The 20,207-nt window shown below is 45.2% G+C and carries 20 protein-coding genes; 14 read left to right on the top strand and 6 right to left on the bottom strand.

Going from position 1 to position 20,207, the window contains the following annotated elements:
- The first annotated feature begins 8 nt into the window (after positions 1 to 8).
- From ERX55_RS06265 to desA, 5 genes are all read left to right on the top strand, one after another.
- Positions 9 to 455 carry a molybdenum cofactor biosynthesis protein MoaE gene (locus ERX55_RS06265; protein ID WP_133451712.1) on the top strand — a complete coding sequence of 149 codons (447 nt, stop codon included), beginning with the start codon at positions 9 to 11 and terminating at the stop codon, positions 453 to 455.
- The gene (locus ERX55_RS06260; protein ID WP_133451776.1) at positions 455 to 688 is read left to right on the top strand and encodes a MoaD/ThiS family protein; all 234 of its coding nucleotides are present in this window, start codon (positions 455 to 457) and stop codon (positions 686 to 688) included. Before ERX55_RS06265 ends, ERX55_RS06260 begins: the two co-directional genes overlap by 1 nt.
- Complete coding sequence (gene mobA, locus ERX55_RS06255; protein ID WP_133451711.1) at positions 685 to 1,263, top strand: molybdenum cofactor guanylyltransferase; 579 nt, start codon at positions 685 to 687, stop codon at positions 1,261 to 1,263. Before ERX55_RS06260 ends, mobA begins: the two co-directional genes overlap by 4 nt.
- Entirely contained in the window at positions 1,241 to 2,254 is a 1,014-nt protein-coding gene (gene moaA / locus ERX55_RS06250) for a GTP 3',8-cyclase MoaA (protein WP_133451710.1), read from the top strand. Before mobA ends, moaA begins: the two co-directional genes overlap by 23 nt.
- A gap of 239 nt (positions 2,255 to 2,493) precedes the next feature.
- Positions 2,494 to 3,492, top strand: coding sequence for a Delta(5) desaturase DesA (desA, locus tag ERX55_RS06245; protein WP_133451709.1), 999 nt, complete (start codon positions 2,494 to 2,496; stop codon positions 3,490 to 3,492).
- A gap of 34 nt (positions 3,493 to 3,526) precedes the next feature.
- Here the strand turns inward: desA and ERX55_RS06240 are convergent, their stop codons facing one another.
- The 3 genes from ERX55_RS06240 to ERX55_RS06230 form a co-directional block, all read right to left on the bottom strand.
- On the bottom strand, positions 3,527 to 4,714 hold the full coding sequence (locus ERX55_RS06240) for an MFS transporter (RefSeq protein WP_133451708.1): 1,188 nt from the start codon (positions 4,712 to 4,714) through the stop codon (positions 3,527 to 3,529).
- Position 4,715: 1 nt separating this feature from the next.
- Complete coding sequence (locus ERX55_RS06235) at positions 4,716 to 5,141, bottom strand: MarR family winged helix-turn-helix transcriptional regulator (RefSeq protein ID WP_133451707.1); 426 nt, start codon at positions 5,139 to 5,141, stop codon at positions 4,716 to 4,718.
- A gap of 103 nt (positions 5,142 to 5,244) precedes the next feature.
- On the bottom strand, positions 5,245 to 6,702 hold the full coding sequence (locus ERX55_RS06230) for an NAD-dependent succinate-semialdehyde dehydrogenase (protein WP_133451706.1): 1,458 nt from the start codon (positions 6,700 to 6,702) through the stop codon (positions 5,245 to 5,247).
- A gap of 102 nt (positions 6,703 to 6,804) precedes the next feature.
- Between ERX55_RS06230 and ERX55_RS06225 the strand changes: the two genes are divergently transcribed.
- Entirely contained in the window at positions 6,805 to 8,004 is a 1,200-nt protein-coding gene (locus ERX55_RS06225; RefSeq protein ID WP_243721469.1) for a putative multidrug effflux MFS transporter TcaB, read from the top strand.
- 31 nt (positions 8,005 to 8,035) lie between these two features.
- Here ERX55_RS06225 and ERX55_RS06220 read toward each other — a convergent pair whose 3' ends face one another.
- Positions 8,036 to 8,758, bottom strand: coding sequence for a M50 family metallopeptidase (locus ERX55_RS06220; RefSeq protein WP_133451704.1), 723 nt, complete (start codon positions 8,756 to 8,758; stop codon positions 8,036 to 8,038).
- 76 nt (positions 8,759 to 8,834) lie between these two features.
- Positions 8,835 to 10,112, bottom strand: coding sequence for a DUF1958 domain-containing protein (locus ERX55_RS06215; protein ID WP_133451703.1), 1,278 nt, complete (start codon positions 10,110 to 10,112; stop codon positions 8,835 to 8,837).
- A 240-nt stretch (positions 10,113 to 10,352) separates the two neighbouring features.
- Between ERX55_RS06215 and ERX55_RS06210 the strand changes: the two genes are divergently transcribed.
- From ERX55_RS06210 to ERX55_RS06190, 5 genes are all read left to right on the top strand, one after another.
- Complete coding sequence (locus ERX55_RS06210; protein ID WP_133451702.1) at positions 10,353 to 11,570, top strand: NupC/NupG family nucleoside CNT transporter; 1,218 nt, start codon at positions 10,353 to 10,355, stop codon at positions 11,568 to 11,570.
- Between the two features lie 397 nt (positions 11,571 to 11,967).
- Positions 11,968 to 13,560, top strand: a complete 1,593-nt coding sequence (locus ERX55_RS06205) for an L-lactate permease (RefSeq protein ID WP_133451701.1) — start codon at positions 11,968 to 11,970, stop codon at positions 13,558 to 13,560.
- Positions 13,561 to 13,591: 31 nt separating this feature from the next.
- Positions 13,592 to 14,539 carry an L-lactate dehydrogenase gene (locus ERX55_RS06200; protein ID WP_133451700.1) on the top strand — a complete coding sequence of 316 codons (948 nt, stop codon included), beginning with the start codon at positions 13,592 to 13,594 and terminating at the stop codon, positions 14,537 to 14,539.
- Positions 14,540 to 14,644: 105 nt separating this feature from the next.
- Positions 14,645 to 15,478 (top strand): YitT family protein, encoded by an 834-nt coding sequence (locus tag ERX55_RS06195; protein ID WP_133451699.1) that lies wholly within the window; start codon positions 14,645 to 14,647, stop codon positions 15,476 to 15,478.
- A gap of 10 nt (positions 15,479 to 15,488) precedes the next feature.
- A complete protein-coding gene (locus ERX55_RS06190) occupies positions 15,489 to 16,226 on the top strand; it encodes a glucosamine-6-phosphate deaminase (RefSeq protein ID WP_133451698.1) in 738 nt (245 codons plus the stop codon).
- Positions 16,227 to 16,265: 39 nt separating this feature from the next.
- Here the strand turns inward: ERX55_RS06190 and ERX55_RS06185 are convergent, their stop codons facing one another.
- On the bottom strand, positions 16,266 to 17,297 hold the full coding sequence (locus tag ERX55_RS06185) for an NAD(P)/FAD-dependent oxidoreductase (protein WP_243721468.1): 1,032 nt from the start codon (positions 17,295 to 17,297) through the stop codon (positions 16,266 to 16,268).
- A 101-nt stretch (positions 17,298 to 17,398) separates the two neighbouring features.
- On the opposite strand from ERX55_RS06185, the gene ERX55_RS06180 reads away from it, so the two are divergent.
- From ERX55_RS06180 to ERX55_RS06170, 3 genes are read left to right on the top strand one after another with little or no spacing between them, the layout of a single operon-like run.
- The gene (locus tag ERX55_RS06180) at positions 17,399 to 18,202 is read left to right on the top strand and encodes an ABC transporter ATP-binding protein (RefSeq protein ID WP_133451696.1); all 804 of its coding nucleotides are present in this window, start codon (positions 17,399 to 17,401) and stop codon (positions 18,200 to 18,202) included.
- A 2-nt stretch (positions 18,203 to 18,204) separates the two neighbouring features.
- Positions 18,205 to 19,191, top strand: a complete 987-nt coding sequence (locus ERX55_RS06175; RefSeq protein WP_424960682.1) for a FecCD family ABC transporter permease — start codon at positions 18,205 to 18,207, stop codon at positions 19,189 to 19,191.
- Positions 19,188 to 20,198, top strand: a complete 1,011-nt coding sequence (locus ERX55_RS06170) for a FecCD family ABC transporter permease (RefSeq protein WP_133451694.1) — start codon at positions 19,188 to 19,190, stop codon at positions 20,196 to 20,198. Before ERX55_RS06175 ends, ERX55_RS06170 begins: the two co-directional genes overlap by 4 nt.
- The last annotated feature ends 9 nt before the right edge of the window (positions 20,199 to 20,207 follow it).

Raw genomic sequence — 20,207 nt, 5'->3', positions numbered from 1 at the left:
TGAAGCACATGAAGCAGTTTGAAGTAGTAGAACACGAATTAATTCCAGATGATTATCGTCTGTTTACCGTCAATCCGAAACAGGGTGCTGTCTGTCTCTTTGTCGGTATTGTCCGTGAATGGACGAAAGGCATCCGGACAGAATATCTGCACTATGAAGCCTATGTCCCGATGGCGGAGAAGAAGCTTGCTGAAATCGGCGACGAAATCAATGCTAAGTGGCCGGGGACAGTTGTCAGTATCGGCCATCGGATCGGGGCGCTGGATATTTCGGATATCGCTGTGGTCATCGCTGTATCTTCGCCTCATAGAAAAGACAGCTATGCCGCAAATGAATATGCGATAGAGCGTATTAAGGAAGTCGTCCCTATCTGGAAGAAGGAAATCTGGGAAGACGGGGAAGAGTGGATAGGCGGCCAGCGTGGTTATCATTCTTCTTATAAGGAGGAACAATGATGAAAGTCCTATACTTTGCACATACGAAAGAGATCGTCGACCGAAGAGAAGACCACTTCACTTTTTCTGAACCCATCAGCGTCAAAGCGTTCCGTGAGCACTTATTCATGACGTACCCGAAACTCCAGAGTGAAGCGTTTCAGGTGGCTGTCAACGAGGAGTTTGTGAATGACACAGACCTTATTATGCCCCATGACGTTGTCGCGCTGATTCCACCTGTGAGCGGCGGATGATCGGAGTCGTCCTTGCCGGCGGGGAATCGCGCAGATTCGGCAGCCAGAAAGCCTTTCATCAGTTAGACGGCAAGCCTTTCTATCAGCATGTCTATGACGCCATGAAGGGCTGCGGCCGCCTTCAGCAGGTCGTCATCAATACTAACGCACAGCTGAAAGAGGGCTTCGATCAGAAAGTCATTGTGGATGACAGCCGCTATCAAGGGCTCGGTCCTTTGACTGGCCTTTATACCGTGATGACTGAATTACCGGACGACGCTTATTTTGTTATTGCAGTAGATACACCTTTTATAACCGTGGAAGCGGTGAACCATCTCATTGAAAATTTCCGGGGGCATACAACCGTCTACCGGGATGATGAACAGATTCACGCGACAATCGGTATCTATCCTTATCACTTAAAACAGACCATCAAGCAGCATTTGGATCATCGCGAGCTCAGACTGAGAGCATTGTTCGATGAAGCAACGACTTACATAGATGTTAAGACAGTCCCCGGGCACTGGTATCTTAACATCAACAGACCGGAGGACCTGAAAGGAGGGGAAAGACATGACAGAACAAATCACCGATAAGCTGGGACGGCCTATCAGAGATTTAAGAATCTCAGTGACAGACCGCTGCAACTTCCGCTGTACTTACTGTATGCCAAAAGAAATATTTGGTGATGATTATGTCTTTATGCCAAAGGATGAATTACTCTCCTTCGAAGAACTCACCAGGATTGCCCGTCAGTATGCTGTGCTTGGGGTGAAGAAAATCAGATTGACTGGCGGCGAACCACTTTTACGACGCGATTTGCCGCTGTTGATCCGTGAACTGAACCAGATTCCAGGTATTGAAGATATCGGACTGACGACAAACGGCCTGCTGCTTAAAAAACATGGGCAGGCGCTATATGATGCGGGGCTCAGACGACTGAACATCAGTCTGGACGCACTTGACGAGACATTTGAAGCGGTGAATGGTCGGGGTATTCAGGCGGAGGCTATTCTTGAACAGATTGATTACGCGAAGAATCTCGGCTTTGACATCAAGGTCAATATGGTGATCCAAAAAGGCATGAATGAACATCAGATTGTACCGATGGTCGAATATTTCAGAGATAAGGGAATCACACTGAGATTTATTGAATTTATGGATGTCGGCAATGATAACGGCTGGAATTTTGATAAAGTGATTACGAAACAGGAGCTGCTTGATCAGCTGACAGACCTATTTGATATTCAGCCTGTAGCGCCCAAGTATTTCGGTGAAGTAGCGAAATACTACCAGCATGCTAACGGTTCAAAACTGGGTTTCATCACCAGTGTCTCTGAGTCGTTCTGTTCCAGCTGTACACGTGTCAGACTCAGTTCTGACGGTAAGATATTCGGCTGTCTGTTTGCCACGGGTGGATTTGATCTGAAGCAATTTATCAGACAAGGTGTCACAGATGAAGAATTACGTCTGCAGCTGAGCCGGTTGTGGTCAGCACGCAGTGATCGTTATTCAGATGAGCGTACAGAAGAGACGGTCAGAAACAGACAGAAAAAGAAGATAAATATGAATTATATTGGAGGCTGAAGCCTCTTTTTTTATTATATTTATATAATTAAATTTGCAATCTGAAAGTCATTTTAGTCACATTCAATATTTAATCTATATAATAATATAGTAAATAGCAGTTGTTACTAGTATCAGGTATAAATTAACTGTGTCATTTATGTTAAATGCGTGTATAATAAAGGAGTCTTCTAGCTGATTTTATTTCTATTATTTCCATCACAGTATCACGGTTTCATATTATTTTTTTGAGGTGAATTATGGAAAGAGAAAAAAAGTTACAGCTTAGAAAATCGGTTAAGCCTTACGAACGGACAAGTCTGCAGATCAGCACGATACAGATCCTGAATACATTAGTCCCGTATATATTGCTCATTGTACTCGGCTTCCTGCTCTATCAGGTCCATCCTATCCTGTCAGTTATATGTGGGACGGTAGGGGCTTTCTTCCTGGTCCGCAGTTTCATTATTTTTCACGACTGTACCCATGGTTCGTTCTTCAAGGATAAGCGGGCTAACAAGATACTCGGTAATATCACAGGTGTTATGACGTTGTTTCCATTTGAGAAGTGGCGCAGAGAACATATTACGCATCACGCGACAAGCGGCAACCTGGATAAGAAGGGAACCGGCGATATCTGGATGATGACGATTGCAGAGTATCAAGAATCAACACCTGCTAAACGACTGGCCTATCGCCTGTACCGGCATCCATTTGTCATGTTTGTACTCGGTCCCATTTATCTGCTTTTCATCACTAACCGTGTCAATACGAAAGACGCAAAACCTGCAGAAAGACGGAATACACATCTTCATAACCTGGCAATTATCATTATCTACGGTCTGCTGATCTATTTACTCGGACCAGTCAGATTCTTCAGTGTGATGGGTCCCGTTCTATTTATCGGCGGCATGCTCGGCATCTGGATGTTCTATATCCAGCATACATTTGAAGATTCATATTTTGAAGATGAAAGTGAATGGGATTACGTCAAAGCGGCAGTAGAAGGCAGCTCTTACTACAGACTCCCTAAACTGTTTCAATGGCTGACAGGGAACATCGGTTACCATCACGTCCATCACTTAAGTCCGAGAATCCCGAATTATATGCTTGAGAAAGCCCATAATGAAGTAACGCCGCTGCAGCACGCGACGACAATCGACATTCGTCAAAGTTTTGAGTCGCTGAAATATAAACTATATGATCCGCAGCAGAAGCGTTTCATCACATTCGGCGAGTATAAAAAGTTTGCCAAATAACAAAGAACCCTTACCAGCTGGTAAGGGTTCTTTGTTATTGCTGTTCAAACTGCTTGGCATTGCGTCCATGCAGTAAGTAGTAGAGAATCAGGCCGACCACAGCAAGGATACCCATCAGCTGGTAGAGACCGTGCATACCGACTGATGGAATCAGATAACCGAGTCCGTATGGGCCGAAACCAAGTGCGAAATCCAGAAAGATGAAGTAAGTGGAGGTAGCCAGCCCGATTTTATGGGCATCAGTCACTTTAATGGCCACAGCCTGGGCGATTGATTGTATATTGCCATACCCGAGACCGATGAAGATAGCGCTGACGAGCAGCAGGAGTGCATGATGCGTCACGCTGAGAATCAGCAGCCCGATAACGAAACTGATAAATGCTGGAATCATCACGATATTCGTCCCTTTAGTATCCATCAGTCTACCGGTAATCGGTCGTGAGACCAGTACAGCTATAGCATACACTAAGAAAAAGAAACTGCCGGCTTCGACTAAGTGATTTTCTTGAGTGAAGAAAGAAATAAAACTTAAAATACTTGAGTATGCAGTGGCTGCTACGAGCATAACGACTGCAATAGGTAAGGCATTCTTATCAATGAAGTCGCCGAGGTGAAGGCCTTTAGCCGCTTGAGCCTGCGACGGCAGATTTTGCTTCACTTTAACGGATGAGAGAATGAGCAGAGCCGCTACTGCCAGCACAAAGCAGACGATAAAGAGCTGCTTAAATGTAATAAAACGTAATAAAGTTAAACCGAGAAAAGGACCGACTGCTGTAGATAAGACAGTACTCATGCTGAAATAACTGACCCCCTCACCACGTCGAGTGACCGGAGTGATGGAGGCTGCGATAGTCCCTGTTGCCGTAGAAGCGATACCGCTACCGATTCCATTGACAAGTCGCATGATCAGCATCAACGTCAGATTGCTTGAGAAGAGGTAGAGACCCGTTGTTATCGTGAAGATGATGGTCCCGATCATCAGGATTTTTTTCTCCCCGAGGATATCGATATATTTACCGGCCCAGAAACGTCCGATTAAGCTGCCGACAATAAATATCCCTGAGACGAGTCCAGCCATGCTTTGGCTCACATGATATTCTTCCACTGCGTAACCGCCGATTGTCACTAATAATAAATACATGGATAGCATAATAATAAAGTTGATAAGAGAAACTAAAATGAAGTTCTTTGTCCACAGAGGTTCTTTAACAGGTGTATGCAAGTTATTCATCCTTTCTTTTTTGCAGTTGCTGATAGATGATGGCGAGTTCGTCTGTCACTATCTCAAGGTGAGCGACCTCTGCCAGTATCTCTTGCTGTTTTTGAATGACCTCTCTCAGCATCGTGGCATAATGATTGCTGCCTGCTGGTGTCAGTGTCAGTATTTTTTCGCGCTTATCTGTTCCTTCAGAAGTTTCGATCAGATTCAGTTCAATCAGATGATGAATGACTTTAGTCGCTGTCGGTTTTTCGATACGACGGCTGCGTGCCACTTCAACAAGCGTCGTCGGCTGCTGTTTCGCGATTTCTTTAAAGACAAGCCACTGGGCGGATGACAAGTGATGACGGAGCAGGACTTTGTTCATCTCTTCTACATAGAGACGGCGGATGTCGAGAAGTAAGTCGAAGAAGCGTTGAGATTGTTCCATTGTACGCCCTCCTTTTAATTAGTTAGCCTAACTAACTATATCAGAAAGATGTAAGATGTCAATAAAAAAAGATGGATACCGAAGTATCCATCTCTTCTTATCATCAGAGGAAGCGCGTGTTGACGAATTTCTCAATCACATATTCCTTGATACCTAAATGACTGTTTTCACGGCCGAAACCGGAATGTTTGACACCACCGAAGGGTGTCTCTGGTTGGGAAATAGAAGTTGCGTTGATGCCGACCATCCCATATTCCAGACGTCGTGAAATTTCCTGGATGACTTTTGCTGATGAAGCAAATGCATAAGAAGCAAGACCGAACTCTGTATCATTTGCCATCTCAATCACTTCATCAAGCTCTGAATAGCTGATTAAAGGAATGACAGGACCGAATGTTTCCTTGTAGAAGATGTCCATTGTACGATCGACGCCATCAAGAATGGTAGGCGCATAGAAGGAGCCTGTAGCATAATTACCTTCAATCAGGCGTTCGCCACCGAGAAGAATCTTGGCACCTTTAGAAGTGGCATCATCCAGCTGTTCCTGGATTTTGTCGATGGCATCTTCACGAATCAGAGGACCGATATCATTGGATGAATCCATCCCATTACCGACTTTCAACGTTTTCACTTTATCGACCAGACGTTCTGTAAATGTATCTTTGATGCTGTCGTGGAGGAAGATACGGTTAGGCGACACGCAGACCTGTCCGTTGTTACGGAATTTCGCTGCTACAAGGCCTTCGACAGCTGCGTCAATATCTGCATCACCATGAACAATGAACGGTGCGTGACCTCCAAGTTCAAGCGACATCTTTTTGAGTGTGTCTGCCGATTGTTTATAAAGTTCTTTACCGATAGGGGTGGAGCCTGTAAAGGTCAGCTTGCGTACCGTGTCGGAGTCCGTCATCGTTTTGCCGATTACTTCTGAGCTGCCCATTACGAGGTTAACAACTCCAGCCGGTAAACCAGCTGCTTCGAACTGTTCGAAGATCGCGAGAGCAGTCAGTGGCGTGTCGCTGGAAGGCTTAAGGACTACCGTGTTCCCTGCCGCAAGTGCCGGAGCCAGTTTACGTGTCACCATACCTGCTGGGAAGTTCCAGGGTGTGATAGCACCGACGACGCCGATTGGCTGATAGACAATCTCAAATTTATGATTATTGGGTGCGGGAATCAGTTCGCCGTATAAGCGACGGGATTCTTCAGCGTTCCATCTGAATAAATCTGCGCCGCCGATAGATTCTACTTGTGATTCCTTGAAAGGTTTACCTTGCTCAATTGTCATCACTTCAGCGATATAATCAGCGTTTTCTTCCAGTAAATCCGCGACTTTATTCAGCAGTTCGACTCTGTCTTTCAGCTCCATATCGCGCCATGCCGGGGATGCTTTCTCAGCTGCTTCTATAGCACGCTTCGTTTCAGCTTCACCTGCTTGTGCGACTTTAGCGATGACTTCACCTGTGGCCGGGTTAATGACTTCTTTCGTTTCTTGACTGTCGCCTTCTACCCATTGCCCGTCTATAAATAACTGAGTGTGTACTTGTTCAATAACATTACTCATGTAGGAACCCTTCTTTCATAATAGTGATGTTATAATTATTCCCGCTTCACCTGCCCTTAAACGTTAAGGTATAATGCCTCCATGAATAGAAGGAGGCTCTTGATGGAAGAGAAAAAAGTAAAAGTATCATTAGTTATAGTACTTGGTCTCCTGGCAGCGTTCGGTCCGTTGTCACTGGATATGTATTTGCCGGCGTTACCTGGTGTGGCCGATGATCTGTCGACCTCTGCCTCGACAGCGCAGCTGAGTCTAACCGCCTGTCTGATAGGGCTGGCATTGGGACAGGTACTTGTCGGACCCTTAAGCGACATTACCGGCCGTAAGAAACCTTTGATTATTGTTTTGATAGTGTATGCGATTGCCTCGTTACTCTGTGCCTTTGCAGATCATATTGTCCTCTTGATTGTTCTCAGATTTATCCAGGGGGCAAGCGGCGGAGCAGGTGCGGTGATTTCCCGGGCTATTTCCAGTGATATGTATCAGGGCAAGGCACTGACGAAATTTCTGAGCATGCTGATGCTGGTCAACGGACTTGCACCTATACTCGCGCCGGTTATAGGCGGAGTGATTCTCAGCTTTTCTACCTGGCACATGGTCTTCTATATTTTAGCAGGCTACGGTGTATTAATGGTCATGCTGAGTCTCCCGTTAGAGGAAACACTGCCAACTGAAGCGAGAAGAGAAGGAGCTTTTGCCGTTATTGTCCATGATTTTAAAGCATTGTTCAGAAACCAGCGTTTCCTGATTATGCTGCTGCTTCAGTCCTTGACTTACGGTGTGCTGTTCAGCTACATTTCGGCTTCACCATTTATCACCCAGAAGATTTTCCATCTGAGCGCTCAGCAGTTCAGCTATATGTTCGCAGCGAATGGTGTAGGTCTGATTATTGCCAGTCAGCTGACAGCGAAACTGGTCGATCGTCATGATGAGTTCACGATATTGAAATGGGGCCAGCTTGTGCAACTTATGGGGATGTTGCTCACAGCTGCCGTTCTTCTTTTGCATCTGCCCGTCTGGCTGCTCTTTATCGCTTTCTTCCTGCTTATTGCGCCGGTCAGTATGATCGGGACGACAGGTTTCTCTATCGCGATGCAGGTTCAGCAGCAGGGGGCCGGAAGCGCATCATCGATACTCGGCTTGATGCAGTTTATGATAGGGGCCTTATTATCACCGCTCGTCGGTCTGATGGGTGAGACTTCGGTGCTGCCGTTTATCGTGATTATCTTTATTTGTACAGTCACTGCGCAACTGGTCCGAGCAGTGAACCGCAAATATTTTATGGATCTGATCCAGGACTCATAGAATAAAGGTGTCTGCGTTTCGGGTCTATAACTTAGAAGATTAAAGCAATTGCGGTATATAAAGCGATAAGATGAACGCTTAGGAACAGGAAATAGTAAAGGAATACAGGGCATCTTGTCATCCGGCCTAATACAGCACCATCCCATGTCTGATTGCGCTCCCGGAAATACAGGGCGCTTATCGTAATCGAAGTGAGAACCGTATCTGCCAGAAGCACTGCCAGAATCAGCTGATAGGTGATATCATTCAGCAGGATGTACTGATACTGAGGATGAACGATCATGAAGTATGTAAAAGTGCCGACTACAATCATGACAATGAGAGGCAGCCATTTTCTTGATGTCTTCACAAAATAGTAACTGAAGATAGCGATCAGTGTCAGCCAGAAAATGATAGGCTGCTGATATTGGAGAGAGAGAATGCCAGTCAGCAGCATCAGAGGCGGGAAGAGATAGCCCCCTATAATCGTCATAAACTGATTGAATGCGTGTCTGGTACGCGTCACTGCGTATCCTGCCCGACCGGTCGCTTTTCTTTCATAACGACTGGTGACAATAACGATATCATCTACTTTCCCGCCTGTCAGCTGGCAGAACAGTGCATGACCGAATTCGTGCAGTAAGGTCGGGATAATATGAATCCAGCGCAGCAGAAAGTGCTGCTGATATCTGATGTTGATGAGTGTATAGAGAATGGCGATGCCGATAATAAACCACGGATATAAAGTGACAGGGGATAATAAGAAATCAAACATTAAATCGCTCCTTTAAGAGCAATCTAACATATAAAAAGATGCATCTCATCGGTCGTGAGATGCATCTTTTGAATTTTTATGAGGTTTTTTTCTTCTTCGGCATCAAACTGTAGATGAGTAAGGCGAGACCGAGAAGGATGGACAGAGTGGTTAAACCGACGATCCAGCCGAAATAATCGCTGACAAACTTCTTCATCGCATAACGTTTATAATCTTCATAGGTGACAGTAGCTGGCTGATCATCACGGTCGACAAACTGGCGCTTGTATTCGTATTGAACCTTGCCGTTCTCATATTTGAGTGTCCCTTTTTGCTTTTTATCAACGATATCATAGAGATCGTTTGCGATATATACTTCCTGGTCGCCCAGCTGATGTTTACCTTTGGCGAGGACTTTCTGGTATGAATAGCGCTGATAGATTTCATCCATAATGGCGTTCGCCATTATATTCCGGTTGAATTCGGCCGGCGGATCGTACCAGTTCATGACACCCATCATGGTCAGAATAATACGCATATTATTTTTGTGGCCTGTTATTGCTGTATTAAATCCGGCTGTATCACTAGAACCGGTCTTTAAGCCGTCCACACCTTTATAACCGAGCTTAGCACCTTCCAAGGAATGGTTGTAGGTATGAAATGTTTCTTCGTCCTGCGTGCCTTTTTTAATCGTTACTTCGACTTTTTTTGTATAGCTCAGGATATCAGGAAATTCACTGATGAGATGCTGTGAAAGAATGGCATAATCTTTAGCGCTTGAAAAATTATCATCGTCCTCAGGATAACCTTTTGCTTTATATGGCCCTAATAAATTATTAGGCGCACCGACAGGATTATAGTAATGGGTGTGGGTCATATGCAGTGCTTTCGCCTGCTGATTCATTTTGTCGATAAAGGCGGTATCATTCTTGTCCACAAGTGAAGCAAGCATGTAAGTCGCTACATTTGAGGAGTCTGTCAAAGCTGTCTGCAGGAGTTCATCGACCGTATAGGAGGCACCGAGACGCATATGGTTGTTACTGAGCATCGGCAGCTGCGAGATCGCATAGAACTTATCATTGACTTTAACTTTGGTGTTCTTGGTGAACTTGCCTTGCTCCATGGCCTGGTAGACCAGATAAATCGTCATCAGCTTAGACATTGAAGCAGGAGGCCATTTGATATCGGGATGGTCCGCATAAAGAATCTGACCGTTGCGCGCCGCAATCACCATAGTGCCATGAGGCGCATACTGCTCACCGATATAAGCACCTTGCTCATTGGCGATTTCAACTGGGGATTTCGCAGATGCTGAAGAACAGAAAAAAGCAGTGATCATCATAAATGCAAGCAATGATTTGATAGAGATAGACATGATTAAACCTCGATTAGTATAGGGAATATTTTAATCTTATCACATCTTACGGCAACCGCTAGTTTTAATTCTGATCATATGAAATGGTGAATCTCAGAGGAAGAAAAAGCCAATATCATTCGATTTTCAAACGATTTCATCACCCATCTTGAAAGAATTGTTCGTTTATAGTTAAAAAATATATATTCATACCCTAAAATCAATGCTATAATCTTTCTATCAAAATTAAAGGTGGAAAAAATGAATCTTTACTTATTGCTTAATATTTCAGGTCTCTTTGTATTCATACTGGTTGCTTATCTTTTTTCACGCGACAGAAAAAATATCAACTGGAAAGCAGTGGCCATTATGCTTGTCGTCAACTTATTCCTGGCTTGGTTCTTCACACAGTTCTCTTTTGGACGTAAAGGAGTCGAAGCGGTTGCAAATGGCTTCAGCTGGATGCTGAATGCTGCTTACGTAGGTATCGGTATGCCGTTCGGTAGTTGGACTGCGCCAGGACCTGGCAAGATGGATATGGCTGTCTCTGCCTTACTGCCGATTCTCTTTATCGTGCCGCTATTCGATATCCTCATGTATATCGGTGTTCTGCCATTTATCATTAAATGGTTCGGCTGGCTGATCTCGAAAGTCACAGGCCAACCGAAATTTGAGTCATTCTTCTCTGTTGAGATGATGGTATTAGGTAATACAGAAGCACTTGCCGTCTCTAATGCACAAGTACGTGAAATGAGTCAGGCGCGTGTACTGACTATTGCATTAATGTCGATGAGCTGTATTTCAGGTTCTATCGTCGGTGCTTATGTAACGATGGTGCCGGGTGAACTGGTTCTGACAGCGATTCCACTCAACATTATTAATGCTATCATTATCAGTACGATTCTGAATCCAGTACGTGTGACACCGGAAGAAGATTACATTGTAGAAATCAATAATGAAAAACGTCCACCGTTCTTCTCTTTCTTAGGAGATTCTGTGCTAGGTGCAGGAAAACTGATTTTAATCATCATCGCATTCTTAATCGCATTTGTATCACTTGCTCATTTCATTGATATGTTACTGTCATTGCTGGACCGCTGGACGCATGATGATATTCGTCTTAAAGATATTCTTGGTTTCTATATGGCACCATTTGCGATGTTACTTGGTTTACCATGGGGTGAAGCGAAATATGTAGGTAGTCAGATGGCAACCAAGATTGTAACAAACGAATTCGTTGTTATGATTGGAATCAAGGATGCACTGAAAACAATGCCTGAACATATGAAAGCAGTACTTGTTACGTTTCTTATTTCATTCGCCAACTTCTCAACAGTGGGGATGATTATTGGAACACTAAAAGGAATTGTCGATGTGAAAACTTCTGACTTTGTCAGTAAGTACGTACCGATGATGCTCTTAGCAGGTATTCTTGTTTCATTATTATCAGCTGGATTTGTCGGGTTATTCATCTGGTAATTTTACAGCAACTTCATAATGAATCAATAAGAGGTTAATAATCGAAACGTATACTTAAGGTGCTAGAGTAAATGAAAAGGGAGGCTTTTTCATGACTAACCGAGTACTGAGAGACTTACGTCGTAGATTAAAACAATCCCTGATGCCCAAAATGCCGACAACTGCATAAATAGACTGACCATTTGGTCAGTCTATTTTTTTTAGCACAGCGAATATCACCCCGAATCAACCATGAATAAATATGAAAACGTTTGCCTGAAATTTATAAAATAAATTTATGAAAATGTATTGAAAACAAATAAATAATGGAGTATTATAAGTTTGTGAAAAGATTAACAAACTTTTATGTATATTTATTAGTGATTTTATAAATTATCATTCGAAAGAAGGAAGCGTTATGTTTGTTCATTCATTTGATCCGTTCGGCAATATCGGTTTATCAGCAGTTGTGGCAGCAGTCCCTATCTTATTGTTTCTGCTATGTCTGACTCTTTTCAAGATGAAAGGGATTAATGCAGCCCTATTAACCTTGACGGTGACCCTGTTCATTACGCTTGTCGTCTTTAAGCTGCCTTTGCCGGTAGCAGCGGGAGGCGTCTCTGAAGGATTATTACAAGGTCTCATGCCTATCGGTTATATCATTATAATGGCCGTCTGGTTATACAAAGTGACGGAAAGAAGCGGAAAGTTCCAGGTGATACAGGACAGTATCGCAAGTATCTCAAATGATCAGCGGGTGCAGCTTTTACTGATCGGCTTTTGTTTTAATGCTTTTCTGGAAGGTGCAGCAGGGTTCGGAGTGCCGATCGCGATTTGTGCGGTGTTATTGATTCAGCTCGGTTTTAAACCGCTGCAGGCTGCGATGCTCTGTCTGGTAGCCAATGCAGCTGCCGGTGCATATGGAGCCATCGGGATTCCGGTAGGTATCGTCAATTCATTAGGATTAGCAGATATGACGGCAATGCAGGTCTCTCAGATGACAGCCTATACTTTACCTATTACAACGTTTGTCCTGCCGTTTATTCTGGTCTTTATTTTGGATGGCTTTAAAGGCGTCAAGGAGACACTACCTGTCATCATCATTACCTCTGTTGTTTTTACAGCACTGCAGACCCTTATCATTGTCTTCCAGGGTCCTGAACTTGCAGATATCATACCACCTTTAGCAGCGATGGGTGCGTTAGCGGTTTTCTGTCAGAAGTGGCAGCCGGCACATATCTTCCGGCTCAGTGACCCGACAGTCGCTACTGCACGCCATACGAAAAAAGAAGTCCTATTAGCCTGGTCACCTTTTTACTTTTTAACCGCGTTTGTCCTTATCTGGAGCATGCCGGCTTATAAAGCTCTATTTGCTCCAGAAGGTGCGTTAAGCCGCACTGTGCTTCAGTATATGGTGCCCGGCACTTTCAATGCAGAGGCTCAGAAAGGGGTCATGCTGAAAGTCGATTTCTTCGGGGCTACGGGAACCGCTATTCTGCTGGCAGTCCTCTTCACGATCCTGTTATCAAAACAGATCAACTTTAAAGAAGCATTGGATTTACTGCTCGTCACGATTAAAGAGCTCTGGTTACCCGTTGTCACGATATGTGCGATTCTGGCCATCGCTAAACTGACCACTTATGGCGGTCTTACGGTTACTTTAGGGACTGCTATTGCTAAGACTGGGTCTGTATTTCCTGTTCTGTCGCCGGTATTAGGATGGATCGGTGTCTTTATGACCGGTTCTGTGGTCAATAACAATACATTGTTTGCTTCCATCCAGTCCACTGCAGGCGTGACAATCGGTGTAAATCCGACGTTGCTTGTGGCAGCTAATACGGCAGGCGGTGTGATGGCGAAACTGATTTCTCCTCAATCCATCGCCATCGCCACTGCAGCTGTCGGAGAAGTGGGCAAAGAATCAAAATTATTGAGCATGACATTGAAATATAGTCTCTCACTTCTTGTATTTGTTTGTATTTGGACGGGTATCTTAAGTATAGTACTGTAGAGAGAATATCATTTATAAAGGAGTGTCTATCATGAATAAAATCAAAGGGAATAAAATCGTTTTAGTAGGTAATGGAGCAGTAGGCTCCAGCTATGCATTCTCCTTATTAAATCAAGGTATTTGTGATGAACTTTATATTATCGACTTAAATGAAGAACGAGTGATCGGTGATGTGATGGATTTAAATCATGGCGTACTGTATGCACCGAGCCCGATGAAGATCAAAGCAGGTTCATACGCTGACTGTCACGATGCTGACATCGTTGTGATTTGTGCGGGAGCCGCACAGAAACCTGGAGAAACAAGGTTGGATCTGGTCGGTAAAAACATTAAAATATTTAAATCAATTGTCGAAGAAATTATGACATCTGGATTTGACGGTATTTTGCTTATCGCTACAAATCCGGTAGACATTCTGACTTATGCCAGCTGGAAGTTCTCAGGTCTGCCGAAGCATCGCGTCATCGGCTCAGGCACCATTTTAGATACAGCGCGCTTCAGATATTTATTGAGTAAAGAGTTTGATGTGGCGTCTTCCAGTGTCCATGCCAATATTATCGGTGAACATGGCGATACTGAACTGGCTGTCTGGAGCGGTGCAAACATTGCCGGTGTATCGTTAAAACGTCTCCTTGAAATGCATCCGGAAAAAGAAGACCGTATGAAAGATATCTATATCAATGTACGTGACGCGGCATATCAGATTATTGAAGCTAAAGGGGCAACTTATTACGGCGTAGCCATGGGTCTGATGCGCATCACAAAAGCGATTTTAAGCAATCAGGACGTCGTACTGACAGTGTCCGCCTACTTAAATGGCGAATATGGTCATCAGGACGTGTATATCGGCGTACCAGCAGTCATCAATCGTAATGGTATCAGAGAAGTCATTGAATCACCGCTGTCAGAGGAAGAGCAAATCAAGTTCGATTATTCCGTCAATACGATGAAAGGCATTCAGACGCCTTTCTTCAAATAAAAAAGGAGAGATAGACAACCAGTATCCAGAAGGTACCGGTTGTTTATTTCATCTTAATTAAGGTAAATTATAGATGGATTAGATTGCTGGAAAGTGAGTGTTTTGATGAAAATTTCTCTGAAGACTGTATTAGTGGTTATGTTAGGTTCATTTCTTTTTTCTATGGCGGTGAATATGTTTATCATCCCTGCCAATTTAGGCGAAGGTGGTGTGACAGGGATGTCGCTCATCTTCTTATATGCATTCGGCTGGTCGCCAGCTATCACGACTTTTGTCATGAATATGGTACTCCTGGCAGTCGGTTATAAGTTCTTATCCAAGCGTTCGATGGTGCTGACGATCGTTTCCATTGTTTCTTTATCCGTCTTTCTGAGATTGACAGAGTCCTGGCAGCTGCATCTGGAAGAGGTTCTGGTTGCGCCTATATTCGGAGGCTTTCTCATCGGAATCGGAATTGGGCTGATTGTCATGGTGGGCGGCACAACTGCCGGGACAACGATTCTGGCACGTATTGCGCATAAATATCTGGACGTCAGCACGTCATATGCCCTGTTGTTCTTCGACTTGATTGTTGTAGCGATTTCACTGACTGTGATGCCTATTGAAAAAGCGCTGTTGACCACATTGAGTCTATACATCGGGACAAAAGCGATGGACTTCATGATTGAAGGGACGAACCCGAAAAAGGCGGTCACGATTATTTCGCAGAATCCGGAGCCGATTGCCAAGATGCTCGATGAAGATATCGGCCGCGGTGTAACACTCTTGAGCGGTAAAGGATACTATACGAAACGTGAGACAGACGTATTATACTGCGTCATCAACAAATTACAGCTGACTAAGACTAAGCGGATGATCAGAAAAATTGATCCGGAAGCCTTTGTTGTCGTCCATGATGTCCGGGATGTACTCGGCAACGGCTTTATTACAGAAGATTAAGGAGGCAGTCATGAAATTCATGAACTTAGGCAGTCCGGAAAATGCGAGTCGTTATGTAGCGGTCGAAATGTTCAAGGAAATTCATTTTAATGCATGCACGCTCTTAGGTTTAGCGACAGGTGGTACGATGGAAGATATGTACCGGGAGTTAGTGGCGTTACTGCAGCGCCATCAGACAGATATCTCCTGCCTTGAGACATTCAATTTAGATGAATACTTCAATCTGGATGCCGCCCATCCGAACAGCTACATGAGCTACATGAAAAAGCACTTTTTTCAGCCGTTAGGGATGCAGGAGTCTCAGTTCCATCTGCCGGATAATGATCTCATTGATGTGGAAGGGGATAACCGGCGCTATGATGCAGCGATCCGTGTCAAAGGCCCGCTGCATATCCAGCTGCTGGGAATCGGTGTCAATGGACACATCGGGTTTAACGAGCCGGGTACCCCTTTTGATAGTAAGACAAGAGTGGTAGAGCTCTCCCCTGAAACCATTGCAGCCAATGCCCGCTTCTTTGACAGTCAGGACGATGTGCCTAGTCAGGCGGTATCCATGGGTATAGAATCGATTCTGTATTCAAATCGTATTCTGCTGTTGGCAATAGGCGATAAAAAAGCGCCGATCATGGCCAGACTCTATAGCATGACAGAACCGGATACCGCTGTGCCGGCGAGCAGTCTGCTGCTGCATCCCAATGTAGAAATCATTATGGACGCGGCTGCTGCACAGCATATTCCGTTCAAATAGGAAAATCCCGTCTAGCATGTGCTAAACGGGATTTTCTATTCATAGCATATTGGACAGCAGTTCTTCATTCTTCTCTTTAAAGACTTCATTATGGCTGGAGACCGTGCCGGCATCATTTGCTGTCGGGTCAATATAAGTCTTTGCCAGATTAGCTGCGTTGGCCGCATCATGAAAACAGCCCGCCATCAGCTGGACTTTACTGTCATGTGACAATATATCGCCGACTGCATAGACCCCTGCAACCTGGGTAGAGGAATCTGCATGACCTTTAATATAGAAGTTGTCTTGACGTTCGAGTTTGATGTCACATTGATCGAGCAGATCACTCTCCATATGGAAGCCGTGATTGATGATGACATCATCTACAGCTATTTCTCGTGGCTCCCGTGTCCGGCAATGCTGGATGATCACAGATTCAATCGCATCTCCTTCAGCCTGCAGGGAATGGATGGAGTGACTCATAATTTTTTCAACACTGCGGTCATCCAGCTTACGGACCATTTCTTCATGCCCCTTGAAATCATCTTTGCGGCATAAGATGGAGACATGGGCAGCGAATGGCGCGATGGCATAGGCCCAGTCGACTGCTGCATTGCCGCCGCCGGAAATCAGTACACGTCTATCTTTAAAACGGCTGAGTGAAGGGACTACATAATGAAGATTGGATACTTCATAACGTTCAGCCCCTTCGATTGCGAGCTTCATCGGCGAGATAATCCCGCTGCCGATCGCAATAATGACAGATCTTGATAAGTAGCGGCTCTTATCTGTTGTCACTTCAAAAAGCTGTTCATCTTTTTTCGTTATATTGATGACTTTCTCACTTAGATGGACATCTGGTTCAAACGTCAGCCCTTGCGTGATCATATCCTCGACAATCTCACCGGCAGGTTTGGGCGCGATGCCACCGATGTCCCAGACAATTTTCTCTGGATAGAGATTGACTTTACCGCCTAGTTTGTCCTGGTATTCGATGATACGGACCTTCATACCCCGTAAACCGGCATAAAAAGCAGTATACAGACCAGCTGGGCCGCCACCGATAATAGTTATATCTAATAATTGACTCAAAATAAAGTCCCCTTACTTCGTTAAGTTGCGTTGTTTACCATTATACTATAAAATGAGTGCATTGATAATGATTATCACTTAAAAAGTGAAGGCGGTTTAAAATGGAAAGATTATCCGGAGAAAAAATAACAATCAGCTACGGCGAACGCGAAATCGTCAAAGAACTGACAGTCCACATTCCAGACGGCAAAGTGACATCGATTATCGGGCCGAACGGCTGTGGTAAATCCACGCTTTTGAAAGCGATGGCCCGCATCATTCCCGTCAAGGATGGACGAGTGGTCCTTGACGGCAAAAATATCCATCAGCAATCAACGAAAGAAGTGGCGAAAAAAATTGCGATACTGCCGCAGTCACCTGAAGTAGCAGACGGTCTCACAGCAGGCGAACTGGTCAGCTATGGGCGTTTTCCATATCAGAGCGGCTTCGGTCGGCTATCGAAAGAAGATAAGGACGTCATCGACTGGGCGCTTCGCGCGACAGGCACTTACGAGTTCAAACATCGGGCCGTCAATGACTTAAGCGGCGGACAACGCCAGCGTGTCTGGATTGCTATGGCACTTGCACAGAAGACAGATATCATGTTCCTCGATGAACCCACTACCTATCTGGACATCTCCCATCAGCTTGAAATACTGGACCTTGTGCAGACGCTGAACCGTGAACAAGGGACAACGATCATCATGGTCTTACATGATATTAATCAGGCGATTCGTTTTTCGGATCATCTGATTGCGATGAAAAAAGGGGAAATCGTTCAGCAAGGTTCTCCGGCAGACGTTCTGACGCACGACGTACTGGAAGAAGTCTTTAATATCGATGCAGAACTCAGTCTGGATCCACGTACAGGAAAACCTTTGCTGATCACTTATGATTTATTGTGTAAACACTACACGAGGATTTGATGATGAAAAGTATACATAAACCTATTGTTCTCAGTATATGTATCTGTCTGGCCATTATCGGGATGTTGATCCTCTCATTCTGTCTGGGTACCACTTATTATTCAGTGCAAGAAGTTCTCGGCGCATTCTTTCATTACCGGAACACAGAAAGTCAGAATATCATCAGGGATATCAGAGTCCCGCGTGAATTAGGCGCCCTGCTCGTCGGTGCGGCGCTTGCCTGCAGCGGGGCCATTATGCAAGGTGTGACGAAGAATGCGCTCGCTGACCCGGCACTCCTCGGACTGAATGCGGGTGCAGCTATGATGATCAGTGTCACAATGGCTCTGTTCAGAGAAACCAACTTCCTCTGGCTGATGATAGCAGGTTTCTTAGGGGCGGTGCTCGGTGGCACACTGGTCATGGTGATCGGCAGCTCCAGAAGAGGCGGCTTTAATACGATGCGTATCGTCCTGGCAGGTGCGGCTATCTCGGCTTTACTGACAGCACTGGCTGAAGGTATCGCTCTACTTTTCAGACTGAATCAGAGTATTACATTCTGGTCGGCAGGCGGTGTTGCCGGCACAACGTGGCAGCAGCTTGCGTATGCTGCACCGGTCATTCTGATGATCATCATTGTCGCATCACTGACTGGCAGACAGCTGACAGCCCTCAGTCTCGGGGAAGAGATGGCACAAGGGTTAGGAGTGAATACGCACCGGATCAGAATCCTCTTCTCTGTGATGACGATGCTTCTGGCAGGGGTAGCCGTCTCATTAGTGGGTTCACTTGCTTTTGTCGGGCTGATGATACCGCATATCGTCAGATTGCTTATAGGAACAGACTACCGTTTGATAGTACCGTTCTCCGCGCTGCTGGGCGGGCTGTCCATTGTGGCGGCAGATACCCTGGCACGCCTGGCAGGCGAATCGCCGCTCGGTGCCATCATTTCGATTGTGGGTGTGCCGTTCTTTATTTATTTAGTGAGAAAGGACGGTAAACTATTATGATAGAAAAGTATAAAAGACGCAGACAGCTGCTTATTCTGGTGGTCCTGTGCATCGTCGCGCTGTTGACGATGGCGTTCAGCATGACTACCGGTGACTTCAAGATGACGGTTCCCCAGTTCTTCCGTACATTGTTCGGCCATGGAGAGGCGACGGATACGATGGTGCTGTTCGAGTTCAGGATGCCGCGACTTGTGGTCACGTTACTCAGCGGCATGGCACTTGCTATCAGCGGTGCCCTGTTACAGAGCATCACTAAGAATCCGCTGGCAGATCCCGGTATCATCGGCATCAATGCAGGCAGTGGTTTCTTCATCGTGCTCCTGATCATGTTTATGCCTGTTGACAGCAGTACATTCGTTTATATACTGCCGTTCTTCAGTATGCTCGGCGGCCTGCTGACAGCTCTGTTGATTTTTGTGCTGAGCTATAAAAAGAATGAGGGCATTCAACCGGTCAGAATGATACTGATAGGTGTTGGGATGGCGACGGCGTTAAGTGGCGCCTCCATTATGATGACGTCAACTTTCAACAGTGATCAGATGGAGTTCATCTCTGCCTGGTATGCGGGTTCCATCTGGGGAGATACGTGGCCGTTTGCTGTGATGATTACGGTAGCAGTCTGCATCCTGATGCCGATTGTATTGATGAAAGCTAACATATTGAATATCTTAAACACGCATGAGCATGTATCGACTGGTGTAGGTGTCGACGTTAACAGACAACGGCTGATCATGGTCTCTATCGCTGTATTTTTAAGCTCCTGTGCCGTCGCTGTAAGTGGAGGGATCGGTTTTATCGGTCTGCTTGGTCCGCATATTGCGCGAAGCTTAGTCGGGCCAAGACACCAGATGTTTATGCCGGTTGCACTGCTGATCGGTGCTATTCTGCTGGCGTTATCCGATACGCTCGGCCGACTGCTGCTGCAGCCGGCGGGTATTATTGTGAGTATCATGGGCGCACCTTATTTCCTCTATCTGATGAATAGAAGTGCACAGAATGAATACTAGGGGTTATTT

This window comes from Macrococcus bovicus (assembly GCF_004359575.1).
Classification (GTDB): Bacteria; Bacillota; Bacilli; order Staphylococcales; family Staphylococcaceae; genus Macrococcus; species Macrococcus bovicus.
Note: the sequence above shows the minus strand (reverse complement) of the source record. Positions and strands in the feature narration are given on the sequence as shown.